Here is a 16,516-nt window from a genome sequence, read left to right on the forward strand (position 1 = left end):
GTATCGCAGCTATAAATGTATAATTATATTGTAAAATCTTAAAGTGTGCTTAAAACGCTTTATTTAGCTTTGTTTTTAATTGATTTTTAAAATAACAAGCAGAAAGTTCTATAGAAAACATCAATACATAAAAAATAGAGGAAATCACTAACTAACTTTTATACATTTGCAAAAATTAAATTAAAGTAGAAAAATGAAAGTTTGATACTTTCACAAACAATTAAACAATAAAAATAAAATGAAGAAGTTAATTTTAGGCTTAACAGTTTTAGTTGCATTTGCATCTTGTCAAGAACAACAAAAAATTGCATTCATAGATAACGGTAAAGTTATTAATGAATATCAAATGAAAATTGATATTGAAGATAAATTCAAACTTAAAGACGAAGCTTTTAAAGCGAGAATGGATAGTATTGGTAAAGCTTTTCAGGCCGAAGCTCAAGCGTTTCAAGCAAAAGAGCAAACCTTATCTGCAAAAGCAAGACAAGAGATGTACCAAAGTCTAACTCAAAAACAACAAGGTTTACAACAACAATTTCAATACGAGCAGCAACAAATGCAACAAATGTTTAGTGTAGAAATGGATTCTGTAATTTCTAAAGTAAATACGTTTGTTAGTGATTATGGTAAAAAGAACGGTTATACATACATTTTAGGTAAAAATGAAGCTGGAAGCGTTATGTACGGAAGTGAGACTAATGATATTTCTGAAGCGGTAACTACAGCAATTAATGCTGCCTATAATGCTAAAGATTCTAAAAAAGAAGCAACAGAAACAGCTGAAGAGGTTAAATAAAAATAAAAAAAAGTATTTTTTTTAAAAGCCAAGCCTAAGACGCTTGGCTTTTTTTATGTAGTAAACGTGTTAATTTAATAGATAAATCGGTAAGCACAATTTTAGAGTTTCCGTTACGCTCAATATGGTAAATGGCATCTTGTAATTCGTCTGAAATTTCTAAAATATTTGAATCGTGAACAAAAGGAGCAAAATTTTCAAGTTTAAAGTTGTCTGATTTTGGCTCTAAATACACTAATTCGTCAGCTTTATAATTTAGTAATAAAGCTTGTCTAAAATAGTTTAAGCAAAAGCTTAAAAACTTCTTTTGCGTTTCACGTCCTGTTTTGGCAATTTCTTCGGACCATGAAATTAAATCGTGAATAGCTGCCTTATTTCCTCTAGCTTTAAAAGCAGAACGTACCCAGAGTACAAACCATTTTTCAAACTGAATATCTTCACTATCTTGATAAATTAAATCACAAGCTTTGTTATAGTTACCATTGGCTTGATGTGCAATTTTAGTTGCAACTGACTGCTCAATATGATAGTTTTTAATTAAAGCTTCAGAAATAGCTTCTTCTGCTAAAGGAGGAAAATGTAAAATCTGACAACGCGATCTAATGGTGTTAATGATCTGTTCTTCGTCTTCAGCAATGAGAATAAAGATTGTTTTTTCTGGTGGCTCTTCAATTAATTTTAATAATTTATTAGCACTAGATGTGTGCATTCTTTCAGCCATCCAAATTATCATGACCTTGTATCCACCTTCATAAGACTTTAGTGTTAAGGATTTTACAATCTCTAAAGCTTCGTCAACACCAATTTGTCCTTGTTTATTGTCTACGCCTAAAAGTTTGTACCAATCAAAGAGGTTTCCATAAGGTTGCTGTTCTAAAAGTTGTCTCCATTCTTCGAGATAATATTTAGAAACCGGTTTGCTTTTTACTTTATCACTAGTTGTTACAGGAAAAGCAAAATGTAAATCGGGATGCGAATAATTCTTAAATTTTAAATTACAAGAGTCGTTTCCTCCTGTATTTTCACCGTTCTTGTTACTACATAGTATATACTGTGCATAAGCTAAAGCCATTGGTAACGTGCCAGAACCCTCTGGACCAACAAATAATTGCGCGTGTGCAATCCTACCAGCATCAACACTTGTAGTAAGGTGATTTTTTATGTGTTTTTGACCTAAAACTTCTGAAAATAACATAAAGCAAAACTATATAAAAAAATTATGTTTCTAATCTTTATATTTGTGTTTCAAAATTTATAAAATGAAGACACTAAACGATTTTAATTTTCAAAATAAAAAAGCATTAATCAGAGTAGATTTTAATGTGCCATTAAATGATGATTTCGAAGTAACAGATGCTACTAGAATTGTATCTGCAAAGCCTACAATTATTAAAATTTTAGAAGATGGCGGAAGTTGTGTTTTAATGTCGCATTTAGGGCGTCCAAAAGGTGTTCAAGAAGAGTTTTCTCTAAAACACATTATTCCAAAAATTGAAGATGTATTAGGAGTTGAAGTCAAATTTGCTAGCAACTGTGTTGGCGCAGAAGCAGAAGAAAAAGCAAAAGCTTTAGAACCAGGTGAAATATTATTACTTGAAAATTTACGTTTTCACGAAGAAGAGAAAGAAGGTAATAGAGATTTTGCAGAACAATTATCTAGATTAGGTGATATTTATGTAAATGATGCGTTTGGTACAGCACACAGAGCACATGCTTCTACAACAATTGTTGCTGAGTTTTTCCCAGAAAATAAATGTTTTGGAAGTCTTTTGGCTCAAGAAATAGAGAGTATTAAAAAAGTTTTAGAAGATGGTGAAAAACCTGTTTTAGCAGTTCTTGGAGGTGCAAAAGTATCTTCAAAAATTACAGTTATAGAGAACATCTTAGATAAAGTAGATCATTTAATCATTGGAGGTGGAATGACATTTACTTTTATTAAAGCACAAGGTGGAAAAATTGGAGATTCCATTTGTGAAGATGATAAAATGGAATTAGCCTTAGATATTTTAAAACAAGCCGAAGCTAAAGGTGTAAAAATTCACTTACCAGTAGACGTCGTTGCTGCAGATGCATTTAGTGATACTGCAAACACACAAATTTGTGATGTAAAAGCTATTCCTGATGGATGGCAAGGTTTAGATGCTGGTCCAAAATCTATAGAAAATTTTGATGCCGTTGTAAACCAATGTAAAACGATTCTTTGGAATGGTCCTTTAGGTGTTTTTGAATTACAAAGTTTTGCTAATGGTACAATTGAACTTGGAAACTCCATAGCAAATGCAACTAAAAATGGAGCGTTTTCTTTAGTTGGTGGAGGTGATTCTGTAGCTGCTGTAAAACAGTTTGGTTTCGAAAATAAAGTTAGCTATGTTAGTACAGGTGGAGGAGCAATGCTAGAAAGCCTTGAAGGTAAAACCTTACCTGGAATAGCTGCTATATTAGATTAGTAGTAAAAAAACACTATTTTTAGCAGTTCCAGCGTTTATGATACGCTGAGCTTTTACGAATTAATTTTCAATGTATATTGAAACGAGCTTGTTCAAAATTTTATCAGTTAGAGCACAGATAGAATATGAACAGTGTCTAACCATTCAAAAACATAAGATATAAACACATGACATTAAAAACGTTTTTATTAGCTTGTTTATGCTTGTCTGTTTGTAGTGGATATTCCCAAACTAAAACTGATAGTATTTCAAAAAAGTCGTCTGACGTTGTTTCAAATAAAGATTCGGTTATAGATGGTAAGCTTTTCGCTTCTGAAAAAAAGATTGACGTAGAAGTTGATACATTAGGAGTTAAAAATCTTAAAGATTTACCTCAGGTTGCAGAACTCGATAAAAAATGGTTAGATGAACTGTATAATAACTCTCTTTTTGATACCATATATAAATCGGTTACAGAGTTAGAGTATGAGCCTGTTTATTATCCAGAACTTTCTACAGATACTTTAAAAGCAAGATTAGAGCGGCTTAATGCGCGAACACCTTTTAATGTAGAATACAATCCATCATTAGAAAGTGTGATTAAAAGTTATCTTAAGCATAGACGGAATTCTCTGGAACGTTTAATGGGTTTAAGTCATTTTTATTTTCCAATGTTTGAGCAAGAATTTGACAATCAAAATATACCTTTAGAGATGAAGTATTTGGCGATTGTAGAATCAGCTTTAAAACCAAGAGCACGTTCACGAGTTGGAGCAACAGGTATTTGGCAGTTTATGTATGGCACCGGAAAGGAGCATGATTTAAATGTAAGCAGTTATGTAGATGATCGTAGCGATCCTATAAAATCTACAAAAGCAGCTGCAGAATATTTAAATAGAGTGTATCGTATTTTTAACGATTGGGATTTGGCTTTAGCCGCATATAATTCGGGACCCGGAAATGTAAATAAAGCCATTAGACGTTCTGGAGGATCTAAAAATTATTGGAATATCCGTCAGAATTTACCAAGAGAAACGGCAGGTTATGTACCAGCGTTTTTAGCAACAATGTATATTTTTGAATATGCAAAAGAACATGGTTTTAAGCCTGAACGTCCTGCATTTCAGCTAATTCAAACCGATACAGTACACGTGAAACAAATGATTTCTTTAAATCATGTTTCTGAAGCTACAGGAATTAAAATTGAAGAATTACAGTTTTTAAACCCGGCTTATAAATTAGATATAATCCCTAAAGTTAAAGGTAAGACATATGCTTTAAGATTGCCTAGAGAAGCAATAGGGACTTTTGTCACTAATGAAGATAAAATCTACGCTTTTGCTAATGCCGAATTTAATCAGCGTGAAAAACCATTACCAGAAATTGTTAGTGATGACACTAAAATTAGATATCGTGTTCAAAATGGAGATTATCTAGGTAAAATCGCAAGAAAATATGGCGTTAGAGTTAGCCAATTAAAACAATGGAATGGTCTAAGAAGTAATAACCTTAAAATAGGGCAACGATTAACTATTTATCCTAGAAATCATGGTGCTTCAAGCAGTTCAAAGCCTGTAAAAAAAGTTGTTAATACAGCAGGAAAACAAACTTACAAAGTAAAGTCTGGAGATTCACTTTGGACCATTGCACAAAAATTTTCAGGAGTTTCTGTTCAAAATATTAAAGATTGGAACGATATTAGTGGTAATAAACTCAAGATAGGAATGACACTCGTTGTGTCTAAATAAAAACCAACAAAAACTTAAGCTTATGAGAGCGTTTTATACCGTGTTCTTTTGTGCGTTGCTATTAGCGTGTGGAGATTCAAAAAAAGAGGATAAACAATTGTACTTACCCGCTTCTAATGGGAATTTAAACACAATTTCGGTTGTTGTAGATAATATCTTATGGGAAGATAAAGTAGGGGAAAGCATAAGACATATTTTTGCTGCACCCTTAAATGGTTTGCCTACAGAGGAACCAATGTTTAACATGAAACAAATTCCAACTCAGGTATTTGATGGTTTCGCAGCACGAAGTAGAATTGTACTTAAAATTGAAAAAGGCGATGTTGAAGCAACAACTAAAATTGTGAATAATGCCTATGCTAAATCACAAACTGTTGCTGTTGTTGCTGGTAAAACAGATAATGATATTATTGCGCAATTACAGGAAAATAAAGCTAAAATAATTGATGCATTTAATAAAGAAGAAGTAAAAGAGAAGCTAAGAAGAATTAACTTGTCATTATTGGAAGATAAAGACATGGAAAATAAGTTTGGAATAACTATAGATATGCCTTCAGCTTATAAAATTGGTAAAGCAGACGATGATTTCTTTTGGATTAGAAAAAGTCTTAGTAATACCAAAACCATAGATTTAATGGTTTATGAAGTGCCTATGGAAACGATTTCTAAAGGAGATAGTACAATTATAGATATTATAAAAATGCGTGATAACATTACAAAAACTAAAATACCAGGAGAAGATGGTATTTATATGGCTGTAGAAGATGCTTACGCTCCTTCAATGTTCAAAACTATTATTGATAATAAACCCGCTTACGAAGTAAGAGGTATGTGGGAAATGAAAGGTTTTACAATGGCAGGACCTTTTATTACATATGCTATTGAAGATAAAATAAACAATCGTTATTTAGTTGCAGATGGCTATGTATATGCACCGTCATTACCAAAACGAGACTATATTTTTGAGCTAGAAGCTATGATTAAATCAATCACTATTAAGTAACAAAAAAGCCAACTTTTTAAAGTTGGCTTTTTTTATGTTTCTTGTTTTGAGGTCTCTATTCTTTATCGTCAGCAGACTCGTCTTTGTTTGCTTTTTTAAATTCTTTTAAACCACTACCTAAACCTTTCATTAGTTCAGGAATCTTTTTACCACCAAATAGTAATAAAACAACTACAGCAATTAGAATTACTTGAGGCCATCCAATCATTAAAGGTATAATGCTTAAACTCATAACTTATAATTTAGACCGCAAAGTTAGTAATTATAGTTTAATTATAGCGTTGTTCATTCTATTTTAACTTTGAGCTTATAATAAAGGCAAATGAGTGTTTTATTATTGTTATTATTATGTTATAATAAGCTCAGCTAACTTTAATATTTTATCATGGCGCTATTTAAGTATTTTAACTAATTTTGTTTTAATGGCAAAGAATAAAAAAAAGGAAAAGAAATTCACTAAAAAGTTACTTCACAAGTATCGTTTGGTCATACTAAATGAAGACACTTTTGAGGAGCGTTTTGCTATAAAGCTAACACGTCTCAACGTTTTTATTTTAACATCGCTTTCTGCTATATCACTCGTGTTTTTCACGGTTTTATTAATTGCATTCACACCTTTAAGAGAATATATTCCAGGATATTCCTCTGCTAAGCTAAAAAAGAAAGCAACCATGTTAAATTATAAAACCGATTCTTTGGTACAAGAATTAGAGTTAAACAAACGCTATTATGCCTCTATAAGAAAAGTACTCACAGGAGATGTTGCTACTTTAGAATTTAATAGAGATTCAGTTATAGAAGCAGCTAAAAATGATCTTGATATTTTACAAGTACCTACAAATAGGGAAGATTCGTTGTTAAGAGAAAAAGTTGCTAAAGAAGATAAGTATAATTTGTTTGAAGTTTCTGGAGATCAGTCTAATTATGTGTTGTTTCCGCCAGTAAATGGTACCATTTCAGAAGGTTATAATTTAGAAGAAAAACATTATGCGGTAGATGTTGTTGTTGCAGTTAATACTCCTGTAAAAGCAACAGCAGATGGCACTGTTATTTTTGCAGAATGGACGGTAGAAACGGGCTATGTGGTCATTATAGAACATAATAGAGAGTTAATCTCTGTTTATAAGCACAACTCAGCAATTACAAAAGCTCAAGGAGATATTGTAAAATCTGGAGAAGTTATTGCCATGTCTGGTAATGCTGGTGAATTAACCACAGGACCACACCTTCATTTTGAACTTTGGAGTAAAGGTTACCCAGTAAACCCAACTAACTTTATTAATTTCGAATAATGGCATCATTAAAAGCTGCGCTTTCAAAACCCTTTGCTAAATACGTCGCAAAGCGAATTAAAAAATGGTCATCTAAGCCTGTTGAAACGCAACAAAACGTTTTTCAAAATTTAATTGCTCAGGCCAAGCAAACGGCTTTTGGAAAAGACCATAATTTTAGTGCTATAGCTACTTATGAAGATTTTCAAGCTAATGTTCCTATTAGAGATTATGAAGAATTAAAGCCTTATGTAGAACGTGTTGTTAGTGGTGAAGAAGATGTTCTGTGGAAGGGTAAACCTATTTACTTTGCTAAAACTTCAGGAACAACCTCTGGAGCTAAATATATTCCAATTACAAAAGAAAGTATGCCAACGCATGTTGAAGCCGCTAGAAATGCGATTTTAATGTATATCTATGAAACAGGACATTCTAAATTTGTAGATGGCAAAATGATTTTTCTTCAAGGCAGTCCTATTTTAGAAGAAAAGAATGGTATAAAACTGGGGAGATTATCAGGGATTGTAGCGCATTATGTACCTAAATATCTTCAAAAAAATAGAATGCCAAGTTTAGAAACGAATTGTATTGATGATTGGGAAACTAAAGTTGAAGCTATTGTAGATGAGACCATAAATGAAGATATGAGTATCATTTCGGGAATTCCGTCTTGGGTACAAATGTATTTTGAAAAACTGATTGAAAAGTCAGGTAAAAATGTTGGAGATCTCTTTAAAAACTTTAATCTTTTCATTTTTGGAGGTGTCAATTATGAGCCTTATCGCGCAAAATTTGAAAACTTAATAGGAAGAAAAGTAGATAGTATAGAATTGTATCCAGCAAGTGAAGGTTTTTTCGCTTTTCAAGATAAACAGAATGAACGAGGTATGTTACTTCAATTAAATTCAGGTATATTTTATGAGTTTGTTGAAGCAGAACATTTTTTTGAAGATAATCCTAAACGGATCACTATTGGAGAAGTAAAGTTAAATGTAAATTATGTAATGATTATTTCTACTACAGCAGGACTTTGGGCATACAATATTGGAGACACTGTAGAGTTTACATCATTAAAACCCTATCGCGTGATTGTAAGTGGACGCATAAAACATTTTATTTCAGCATTTGGAGAGCATGTTATAGGAAAAGAAGTAGAGCAAGCTTTAAAAGAAGCTACAGCAAATACATCGATATCTGTAAATGAGTTTACGGTTGCACCTCAAATAAATCCAGAGGAAGGCTTACCATATCACGAATGGTTAATTGAGTTTGAAAATGAACCAGAAAATTTGCAAGATTTTATTATAGCTTTAGAGCAGTCTTTACAACAACAAAACAGTTATTATTTAGATTTAATTGAAGGAAAGGTGCTTAGACCTTTAAAAATCACTAAAATTGTGACTAACGGATTTCAGACGTATATGAAATCTATTGGGAAATTAGGAGGGCAAAATAAAATCCCTAGACTTTCTAACGATAGAAAGATAGCAGACATGATGTATCAACTAAATTTAGCGAAATAACGCTATATTTGTAGGTTAAAATAGAGTATGAGTACAACTAAGAAAAAACACGAAAGAACTAGAGCACAAGAAAGTTCTAGCGCTATAGAACGCATGTATATTACAATGCGTCACCTTTTTAATAGAGGATTTTATAAACCTATGGGTGTTTCTGGAGAAACATTACGAGAAGCGTTATTGCTTTTGCGTCCAGAAATATATGGTTCTATTGGGGATGAAAAAGCAGAATTAGAGGGTTTGCTTTATGTTGTAGACCGCTTACCACAAGGTATTGAAGAGTGTACGTTTATCAATCTTACCAGTGATGAAGGTTATGCTAATTCGCATTTTAAAGCTATAATTCCACCTAAAAGAAGGCGTAATTGCTATCGTATAGATAATGAGCAAATGAATATCGAAATCACGAGAGGTCGCTCTGAGATTTATGATATTTTAACGCATCTTACGTTTTTGTTTGTAGAGTCTCATAAAATCAGTAAACGCGTTATTATCGATGAAGATGGTTCTACAGTTAGAGACTGGCAAAAACTAGAAAATGCTGTTAACTCTACTAAGAAACTAACCCAAAAAGAACGCGAAATTGCCATTACACATACCGCTAATATATTAGGTAGAACGTTTAATGAATTAACAGAAGCGTATCCAAAATTTGCTACTGAAAATCAACCAGAACGTTTATTACAAATTGTATATTGGTTGGGTAAATTGGCCATAGAAGAAACCATTAATAACAATAAGCGTACAATAACCTTTAGTCCTGTTTTAAGAGAACGATTAGGACACCATATTCACGGAGAAATTTGGGCAGATACGATTAAAGCTACGTTACACAAAAACGGTTTGTTAGAGCGCCCAATTCATATCATTAGTGCTAATATGCACAGTGTAATGAATTCCTTATTTGCTAAAGGAGCACTTAAGGGCGCTGATGCTAAAAAAGACATTTTTCAAACTTATGAAGCTTTAAGTGATTCTAAAAATTCTGCATTACGCAATAAAGTAGAAAAATCTGCGTTGCAGAACGGCATGATTTATATAAAAGACACGTCTGGAACCAACATAGATGTTCAAATTTTTGATACGGATAAAATTGATTTTTCTAAATCAGAATTTAAATACTTAGAAGAGGTAAAGGATAATAAAGCTGTAATATTTGTAATGGATTATGCTTTTGGAGAGCAAGCTTATGAGACTTTAGATGAGTTTTTAAAACCTATAAAAGTTGATGATAAAAATGTACACTTAGATGTGAAGTCTATTTCAATAATGGGAAAAGCGGGCATTTTAGAAGGAGGTAAAGGTGATGTTATGATTCCTAATGCACATATTTTTGAAGGTACAGCAGATAATTATCCCTTTAAAAATGAGTTGAGTAAGGATGATTTATCAGATTGTGGCGTTTCTGTTTATGAAGGTACAATGGTTACCGTTTTGGGAACTTCACTTCAAAATAAAGAGATTTTAAAATTCTTTAAAAAATCAACATGGAATGTTATTGGTTTAGAGATGGAAGGTGCACATTACCAAAAAGCAATACAAGCAGCTTCTAGAGTAAGAGGAAGCATTAATGAAGATGTAAAGGTAAGATATGCTTACTACGCTAGTGATAATCCATTAGAAACTGGTGGCACATTAGCCTCTGGAGGGTTAGGAACTTCTGGTGTAAAACCAACTTACGTGATTACAAAAAAAATACTAGAACAAATATTTAATTCATAACCAATGAGTGAAAAATTACCACAACAAAACGATAGTGAAGAGATAGATTTAGGACAATTTTTTAGTGCTATAGGAAATTTATTTCAAAGATTATTTAATTTTATAGGTAGCATATTCAAGGGGATTTTTTCTGCTATTATCTACACAATAAAGCCTCTTGTAGTACATTTTAAAGTGGTTGTAGTTATATTAACAGTAACGGTAATACTAGGTTACATTTATGAAAAGACAAATGATCCTGTTTATTATTCAGAGATGTTGGTAAAACCGTACTTTGATTCTAAATATCAATTATCTAGTAATATCAATTATTTTAATGCATTAATTAGTTCTAAAAACGTAAAAGAATTGTCTAGTATTTTTGAAATAGACACTCTAAGCGCTAAAGAATTAATAGGTTTTGATTTAGAAGCTGGTCCTGAGACGCAAAATGATTTATTTATTGAATATGATGAATATATTAAGTCTATTGATACATCTCTTGTAGATGAACTTACTTATAAAGATTATATAGATAAAAGAGATTTTATGTCAGGAAGAGTGTTTGCTATAAAAGCAAAATCGAATGATATCTCTATTTTTCCAAGACTACAAGAAGGGTTTAGAAAGACTTTTGAGAATGAGTTTTCAAAGCATCAAAAGCGTGTAAGAGACACAATGGCCTATATAGATCGTTTATCTTTAACAACAGAATTATCACGTTTAGATAGCATTCAAAAAACATATTTGGCAGCGATAAGAGAGGAATCTAAAAATAGAAATCTAGTTTTTGGAACAGGAAGTATGCTTCCGCTTCAAGAAGAGAAAAGAGCGACTAAAGAATATGAGCTGTTTTTAAGAGAGCAAGGGATACGATATAAGTTAAATGAATTAAACCGAACGATAGCAGAGGAAAATACTTTTTTCGATATCCTAGCACCTTTTGATAAATTAGGGAAAAAAGATAAGAGTTTTGAGTACAGTTATCGTCTTTTATTTCCTGCGATAGCTTTAGTTCTTTTTACCCTATGGTTTTTAGTATTAAAAGCATTCAAATATATTAAAGATTATGAATAAAACAGTTTTAATAACAGGTGGAGCGGGCTTTATAGGATCTAATTTTATAGTCTATTTTTTAGAACGTTATAAAAACATTAAAGTTGTTAATTTAGATAAGCTCACTTATGCAGGTGAGCTTTCTAATTTAGAAAAACTAGAAGGAAATAGTAATTACGAGTTTATTAAAGGAGATATTTGCGATACAACGCTTGTAAACGATCTTTTTGTTAAACATCAATTTACTGATGTTATTCATTTTGCAGCAGAATCTCATGTAGATAATTCTATAAAACATCCAGATGCCTTTATTAATACTAATGTTTATGGCACTTTTAATTTATTAAATATAGCCAAAAACCATTGGATGGATGCTCCTTTTTCATTTAAAAAGGCATGCGAAACTAATAGATTTCATCATATTTCTACAGATGAGGTCTATGGTACTTTAGGTGAAACAGGTTTGTTTACAGAGGACACGCCTTATGCGCCTAATAGTCCGTATAGCGCTTCAAAAGCATCGTCTGATTTTATTGTAAGAAGCTATTTTCATACCTACGGAATGAATGTTGTAACCACCAACTGCAGTAATAATTATGGTCCAAAACAACACGATGAAAAGCTTATACCAACCATTATTAGAAAAGCCTTGAATAGCGAACCTATTCCAATCTATGGTGATGGAAAGAATATTAGAGATTGGTTGTATGTAGAAGATCATTGTAAAGGAATAGATATAGCGTTTCAGAATGGTAAAGCTGGAGAAACCTATAATATTGGTGGGAAAAATGAACGCGATAACTTATATATAGCACATAAAATTTGTGATATTTTAGACGATTTAAAACCCAAAAACAAAGCCTATTCGGAACAAATTACCTTTGTAAAGGACAGGCCAGGACATGATTTTAGGTATGCTATTGATGCCTCTAAAATTGAAACAGAATTAGGTTGGCAAGCTGATGAAAATTTTGAAACAGGAATCGTTAAAACCATTGAGTGGTACTTAAATAAATATAAAAACGAATAGAATTAGTACTCAGTTTTTTAAACTGAATGGTAATTTTTCAAAAATACACTGAGGATGAAAGGAATAATTTTAGCAGGAGGATCTGGTACAAGATTGCATCCATTAACTTTGGCGGTAAGTAAGCAGTTAATGCCTATTTATGATAAACCCATGATTTATTATCCTATTTCTACTTTGATGTGGTCTGGTATAAAGGATATTTTAATTATTTCTACACCTCAAGATTTACCTTTATTTAAAAAGCTGTTAGGAGATGGAAAGTCCTATGGTTGTAATTTTGAGTATGCCGTTCAAGAGTCACCAAACGGATTAGCAGAAGCCTTTATTATTGGAGAAGAATTTATTGGAGACGATAAGGTGGCGTTAATTCTTGGTGATAATATTTTTTATGGTACGGGTTTAGCAGATTTATTGCAACAAAATAATAATCCAGATGGAGGTATTATTTACGCTTATCATGTGCACGATCCCGAACGATACGGAGTTGTAGAGTTTGATGAAAATGACATAGCTGTTTCTATTGAAGAGAAGCCTAAAAAACCAAAATCAAATTATGCGGTTCCAGGTATTTATTTTTATGATAACTCAGTTGTAGACATCGCTAAAAATATAAAGCCTAGTAAACGTGGAGAATTAGAGATAACAGATGTTAATAAAACCTATTTAACCCAAGGAAAATTAAAAGTTAGTGTATTAGATAAAGGCACAGCGTGGCTAGATACAGGTACCTTTAAATCTTTAATGCAAGCATCTCAATTTGTACAAGTTATAGAAGAACGTCAAGGTTTAAAGATAGGGTCGATAGAAGAAGCCGCATATAGCATGGGTTATATTGATAAAAAACAATTTATAAAAGTGGTGAAACCATTAACAAAAAGTGGTTATGGAAAACACTTATTAAGTTTAGTCTCAGAATAAAATGATTGTAAAAGAAACCAAATTAAAAGGGTGTTTTATAATAGAACCTCAAGTATTTTCCGATAAACGTGGTTATTTTGTTGAAAATTACAACCAAAAAACCTTTAATAAGGCGCTAGGTTTAGATATTAATTTTGTTCAAGATAATGAGTCAAAATCTTCAAAAGGAGTGCTTAGAGGCCTGCATTATCAATTAGGCGAGTATGCGCAAGCCAAATTAGTAAGAGTTGTTAAAGGTGCAGTATTAGATATTGCGGTAGATCTCAGAGAAGGTTCTAAAACGTTTGGGGAACATATTTCTATAGAGCTTTCAGAAAACAATAAAACCCAATTATTTGTACCAAGAGGTTTTGGACATGGTTTTATTGTTTTAGAAGATGAAACCATTTTTAGCTACAAATGTGATAATTACTATCATAAAGCATCAGAAGCTGGCATCATATATAATGATAAAGATTTAAATATCAATTGGCAACTGCCTAGTTCAGATTTTATACTTTCAGAAAAAGACCTCATATTACCGACTTTAAAAGACGCTAAATTATGATACATGTACTTGTGACTGCGAAAGACGGTCAATTAGGACAATGCTTTCAAAGTTTGGCTGTTAAACATCCCAATATTCAATTTGTTTTTAAATCGTCATCTGATTTAGATATTACAAACACAGCCAATATCGAAGATGCACTTAAAGACCATACGTTTGACTATTGTATTAATTGTGCCGCTTATACAGCTGTAGATAAGGCCGAAGAAGCAATAGAGTTAGTAGATAAGGTAAATCATATAGGAGCAAAGCTATTAGCAGAATCTTGTAAGAAATTTAATGTCACTTTAATTCATGTCTCTACAGATTTTGTGTTTGATGGTAAAGCAACAGTACCGTATTTAGAAGATGATATTACGAATCCCTTGGGTGTGTATGGTAAAACGAAATTAGCAGGAGAACAAGCCATTTCTAATGTATTGGAAAACTATTTTATAATTAGAACATCGTGGTTGTACTCAGAATATGGTAATAATTTTTTAAAAACCATGTTGAGGTTATCTAAAGAGCGCAATGAAATAGGTGTTGTAGGTGACCAAGTAGGAAGTCCTACTTACGCAAGAGATTTAGCAGATATGATTCTAAGACTTATTGAGTCTAAAAATACTAGCTATGGTGTCTATCATTACAGTAATAAAGGTGTGGTAAGTTGGTATGATTTTGCTAAAGAAATTTTTAAACTAAGTGATAGCTCTATTACACTCAATAAAATTGAAACGAAAGATTACCCAACTCCCGCTGTACGACCTAAGTATAGTGTATTACATACTGAAAGAATAAGTAAGCTATTAGATCTTAAAATTCCGAATTGGAAAGTTAGTTTAACACAAGCCATTTCTAATCTTTAACTGATTACAAAATATTTGATAAAAAATAATAGAGGAGCTTAATAACAAATTAAAGCTATTCATTATTTTATAATTAATAAGATTAGTATTATTGTATTCTTTTTATAAATACTGTCTTGTTGCTTTACTATAAGAAGGTTAATAAATATAATTTTATTAAGAAACCACCTTATTTCATATGTTATTTAATTCGCTAGATTTTGCTATATTTTTCCCAATCGTTTTTGCGCTCTATTGGCTTGTAGCTAGAAACCTTACCTTAAGAAATGTTCTAATTTTAGTTGCTAGTTATACCTTTTATGGTTGGTGGGATTGGCGTTTTTTATTTTTAATTGCGGTAAGTACTTTAGTAGATTTTTATGTAGGTAAAAAAATGCATAAAATAGAAAACAAGAAGAAGCGAAAACAATTACTGTTTGTTAGTTTATTGGTCAATCTAGGGTTTTTAGTTTATTTTAAGTATACCAACTTTTTTATTGAATCATTTGTAGATTCGTTTCGGTTGTTTGGTAAAGAACTTGAAGTTTCAACACTAAATATAATATTACCTGTAGGGATTAGTTTCTATACATTTCAAACGTTAAGCTACACCATAGACATTTATAGAAAACAGTTAAAGCCTACAAACGATATTATTGCGTTTAGTGCATTTGTGTCGTTTTTTCCACAATTAGTAGCTGGTCCAATTGAAAGAGCATCTCATTTATTACCTCAATTTTATAAAACGTATACGTTTAATTACAAACTTGTAAAGTCTGGTCTTCTACTTATGGCTTTTGGTTTATTTAAGAAAATGGTTATTGCAGATAGGGCTGCGCTTTACGTTAATCAGGTTTATAATAATGTAGATGATTATGGAGGTGTGGGCTACATTTATGCAACAGTACTCTTTGCATTTCAAATTTATTGTGATTTTTCTGGGTACTCAGATATTGCTATTGGGTTAGGGAGAACAATGGGCTTTGATTTAATGAAGAATTTTGATAGTCCATATATTTCAAAATCTCTTACAGAGTTTTGGAGGCGTTGGCACATATCGTTATCAACTTGGTTTAGAGATTATTTATATATCCCTTTAGGTGGAAGTAAAAAAGGAAAGTACAGAACTTACGCTAATCTTTTTATTGTTTTTGTCGTGAGTGGTTTATGGCACGGTGCTGCAATGACGTTTATTATTTGGGGAGCGATACATGGTATTATTCTTATGATAGAAAAAGGCACCTTTACATTTAGAAAAAGGTTGTTTAATAAAATAGGTTTGGACAAAAACAATTTTTCAAATCATCTTTTCTTCGGTTTCATTATTTTTACTATTGTTTGTTTTGGATGGGTATTTTTTAGAGCAAACTCACTAAGTGATTCTCTTCAAATAGTTTCGGGATTTTTTAGTGATTTTAATTTAGGAGATATGTTTAAAAAAGAAACCTATTTAATAGGTTTTAAACCGAATGAATTTAAGGTTATTACAATAGCTATTTTAATGTTGTTTGCATTTGAATACTTTCATAAAAAACATAACAGTATAAAGTTTTTAAATAACCAATCAACATTATTTAGATGGTCATTTTACTTAAGTATTGTAATATTAATAATGCTCTTTGGTATTTATGGTGATAGAAATATTCAGGAATTTATTTATTTTCAATTTTAGA

Annotated in this window: 15 protein-coding genes; 13 read left to right on the forward strand and 2 right to left on the reverse strand. The window is 31.6% G+C overall.

From position 1 onward, the window contains the following. Positions 1-238 precede the first annotated feature (238 nt). Positions 239-796: an OmpH/Skp family outer membrane protein gene (locus tag ABD730_RS14260; protein WP_334468622.1), complete on the forward strand. Its 558-nt coding sequence runs from the start codon at positions 239-241 to the stop codon at positions 794-796. Positions 797-830: 34 nt separating this feature from the next. On the opposite strand, the gene ABD730_RS14265 is transcribed toward ABD730_RS14260, so the two are convergent. Further along, complete coding sequence (locus ABD730_RS14265; protein ID WP_334468624.1) at positions 831-1,991, reverse strand: DNA polymerase III subunit; 1,161 nt, start codon at positions 1,989-1,991, stop codon at positions 831-833. Between the two features lie 64 nt (positions 1,992-2,055). On the opposite strand from ABD730_RS14265, the gene ABD730_RS14270 reads away from it, so the two are divergent. From ABD730_RS14270 to ABD730_RS14280, 3 genes are all read left to right on the forward strand, one after another. Beyond that, positions 2,056-3,243 (forward strand): phosphoglycerate kinase, encoded by a 1,188-nt coding sequence (locus ABD730_RS14270; RefSeq protein ID WP_215926398.1) that lies wholly within the window; start codon positions 2,056-2,058, stop codon positions 3,241-3,243. Positions 3,244-3,410: 167 nt separating this feature from the next. After that, a complete protein-coding gene (locus ABD730_RS14275; protein ID WP_334468629.1) occupies positions 3,411-4,970 on the forward strand; it encodes a LysM peptidoglycan-binding domain-containing protein in 1,560 nt (519 codons plus the stop codon). A 22-nt stretch (positions 4,971-4,992) separates the two neighbouring features. After that, positions 4,993-5,973, forward strand: coding sequence for a DUF4837 family protein (locus ABD730_RS14280; protein ID WP_334468631.1), 981 nt, complete (start codon positions 4,993-4,995; stop codon positions 5,971-5,973). A 55-nt stretch (positions 5,974-6,028) separates the two neighbouring features. Here ABD730_RS14280 and ABD730_RS14285 read toward each other — a convergent pair whose 3' ends face one another. Continuing rightward, positions 6,029-6,205 (reverse strand): twin-arginine translocase TatA/TatE family subunit, encoded by a 177-nt coding sequence (locus ABD730_RS14285; protein ID WP_215926404.1) that lies wholly within the window; start codon positions 6,203-6,205, stop codon positions 6,029-6,031. Between the two features lie 190 nt (positions 6,206-6,395). Here ABD730_RS14285 and ABD730_RS14290 point away from each other — a divergent pair, with 190 nt between their 5' ends. From ABD730_RS14290 to ABD730_RS14330, 9 genes are all read left to right on the forward strand, one after another. Beyond that, complete coding sequence (locus ABD730_RS14290; RefSeq protein ID WP_215926406.1) at positions 6,396-7,265, forward strand: M23 family metallopeptidase; 870 nt, start codon at positions 6,396-6,398, stop codon at positions 7,263-7,265. Beyond that, positions 7,265-8,767 carry a GH3 auxin-responsive promoter family protein gene (locus tag ABD730_RS14295; protein WP_344715573.1) on the forward strand — a complete coding sequence of 501 codons (1,503 nt, stop codon included), beginning with the start codon at positions 7,265-7,267 and terminating at the stop codon, positions 8,765-8,767. Before ABD730_RS14290 ends, ABD730_RS14295 begins: the two co-directional genes overlap by 1 nt. A 27-nt stretch (positions 8,768-8,794) precedes the next feature. Further along, positions 8,795-10,486: a DUF6909 family protein gene (locus ABD730_RS14300; protein ID WP_215926410.1), complete on the forward strand. Its 1,692-nt coding sequence runs from the start codon at positions 8,795-8,797 to the stop codon at positions 10,484-10,486. 3 nt (positions 10,487-10,489) lie between these two features. Next, positions 10,490-11,542, forward strand: coding sequence for a hypothetical protein (locus ABD730_RS14305; RefSeq protein WP_344715575.1), 1,053 nt, complete (start codon positions 10,490-10,492; stop codon positions 11,540-11,542). After that, positions 11,535-12,551, forward strand: coding sequence for a dTDP-glucose 4,6-dehydratase (gene rfbB, locus ABD730_RS14310; protein WP_344715578.1), 1,017 nt, complete (start codon positions 11,535-11,537; stop codon positions 12,549-12,551). The genes ABD730_RS14305 and rfbB overlap by 8 nt, the downstream gene beginning before the upstream one ends. 54 nt (positions 12,552-12,605) lie before the next feature. Next, entirely contained in the window at positions 12,606-13,469 is an 864-nt protein-coding gene (rfbA, locus tag ABD730_RS14315; protein WP_334468643.1) for a glucose-1-phosphate thymidylyltransferase RfbA, read from the forward strand. 1 nt (position 13,470) lies between these two features. Next, complete coding sequence (gene rfbC, locus ABD730_RS14320) at positions 13,471-14,016, forward strand: dTDP-4-dehydrorhamnose 3,5-epimerase (protein ID WP_344715580.1); 546 nt, start codon at positions 13,471-13,473, stop codon at positions 14,014-14,016. Then, positions 14,013-14,864: a dTDP-4-dehydrorhamnose reductase gene (gene rfbD, locus ABD730_RS14325; protein ID WP_344715583.1), complete on the forward strand. Its 852-nt coding sequence runs from the start codon at positions 14,013-14,015 to the stop codon at positions 14,862-14,864. The genes rfbC and rfbD overlap by 4 nt, the downstream gene beginning before the upstream one ends. A 178-nt stretch (positions 14,865-15,042) precedes the next feature. Continuing rightward, positions 15,043-16,515 carry an MBOAT family O-acyltransferase gene (locus ABD730_RS14330; RefSeq protein ID WP_334468649.1) on the forward strand — a complete coding sequence of 491 codons (1,473 nt, stop codon included), beginning with the start codon at positions 15,043-15,045 and terminating at the stop codon, positions 16,513-16,515. The last annotated feature ends 1 nt before the right edge of the window (position 16,516 follow it).

The sequence above is a fragment of the Winogradskyella damuponensis genome (assembly GCF_039538385.1).
Lineage (GTDB): Bacteria > Bacteroidota > Bacteroidia > Flavobacteriales > Flavobacteriaceae > Winogradskyella > Winogradskyella damuponensis.

Bases quoted from the DNA above. Each gene is read 5' to 3' on its own strand.
- ABD730_RS14260 (WP_334468622.1), top strand. From the start codon at position 239: ATGAAGAAGTTAATTTTAGGCTTAACAGTTTTAGTTGCATTTGCATCT.
- ABD730_RS14265 (WP_334468624.1), bottom strand. From the start codon at position 1,991: ATGTTATTTTCAGAAGTTTTAGGTCAAAAACACATAAAAAATCACCTT.
- ABD730_RS14270 (WP_215926398.1), top strand. From the start codon at position 2,056: ATGAAGACACTAAACGATTTTAATTTTCAAAATAAAAAAGCATTAATC.
- ABD730_RS14275 (WP_334468629.1), top strand. From the start codon at position 3,411: ATGACATTAAAAACGTTTTTATTAGCTTGTTTATGCTTGTCTGTTTGT.
- ABD730_RS14280 (WP_334468631.1), top strand. From the start codon at position 4,993: ATGAGAGCGTTTTATACCGTGTTCTTTTGTGCGTTGCTATTAGCGTGT.
- ABD730_RS14285 (WP_215926404.1), bottom strand. From the start codon at position 6,205: ATGAGTTTAAGCATTATACCTTTAATGATTGGATGGCCTCAAGTAATT.
- ABD730_RS14290 (WP_215926406.1), top strand. From the start codon at position 6,396: ATGGCAAAGAATAAAAAAAAGGAAAAGAAATTCACTAAAAAGTTACTT.
- ABD730_RS14295 (WP_344715573.1), top strand. From the start codon at position 7,265: ATGGCATCATTAAAAGCTGCGCTTTCAAAACCCTTTGCTAAATACGTC.
- ABD730_RS14300 (WP_215926410.1), top strand. From the start codon at position 8,795: ATGAGTACAACTAAGAAAAAACACGAAAGAACTAGAGCACAAGAAAGT.
- ABD730_RS14305 (WP_344715575.1), top strand. From the start codon at position 10,490: ATGAGTGAAAAATTACCACAACAAAACGATAGTGAAGAGATAGATTTA.
- rfbB (WP_344715578.1), top strand. From the start codon at position 11,535: ATGAATAAAACAGTTTTAATAACAGGTGGAGCGGGCTTTATAGGATCT.
- rfbA (WP_334468643.1), top strand. From the start codon at position 12,606: ATGAAAGGAATAATTTTAGCAGGAGGATCTGGTACAAGATTGCATCCA.
- rfbC (WP_344715580.1), top strand. From the start codon at position 13,471: ATGATTGTAAAAGAAACCAAATTAAAAGGGTGTTTTATAATAGAACCT.
- rfbD (WP_344715583.1), top strand. From the start codon at position 14,013: ATGATACATGTACTTGTGACTGCGAAAGACGGTCAATTAGGACAATGC.
- ABD730_RS14330 (WP_334468649.1), top strand. From the start codon at position 15,043: ATGTTATTTAATTCGCTAGATTTTGCTATATTTTTCCCAATCGTTTTT.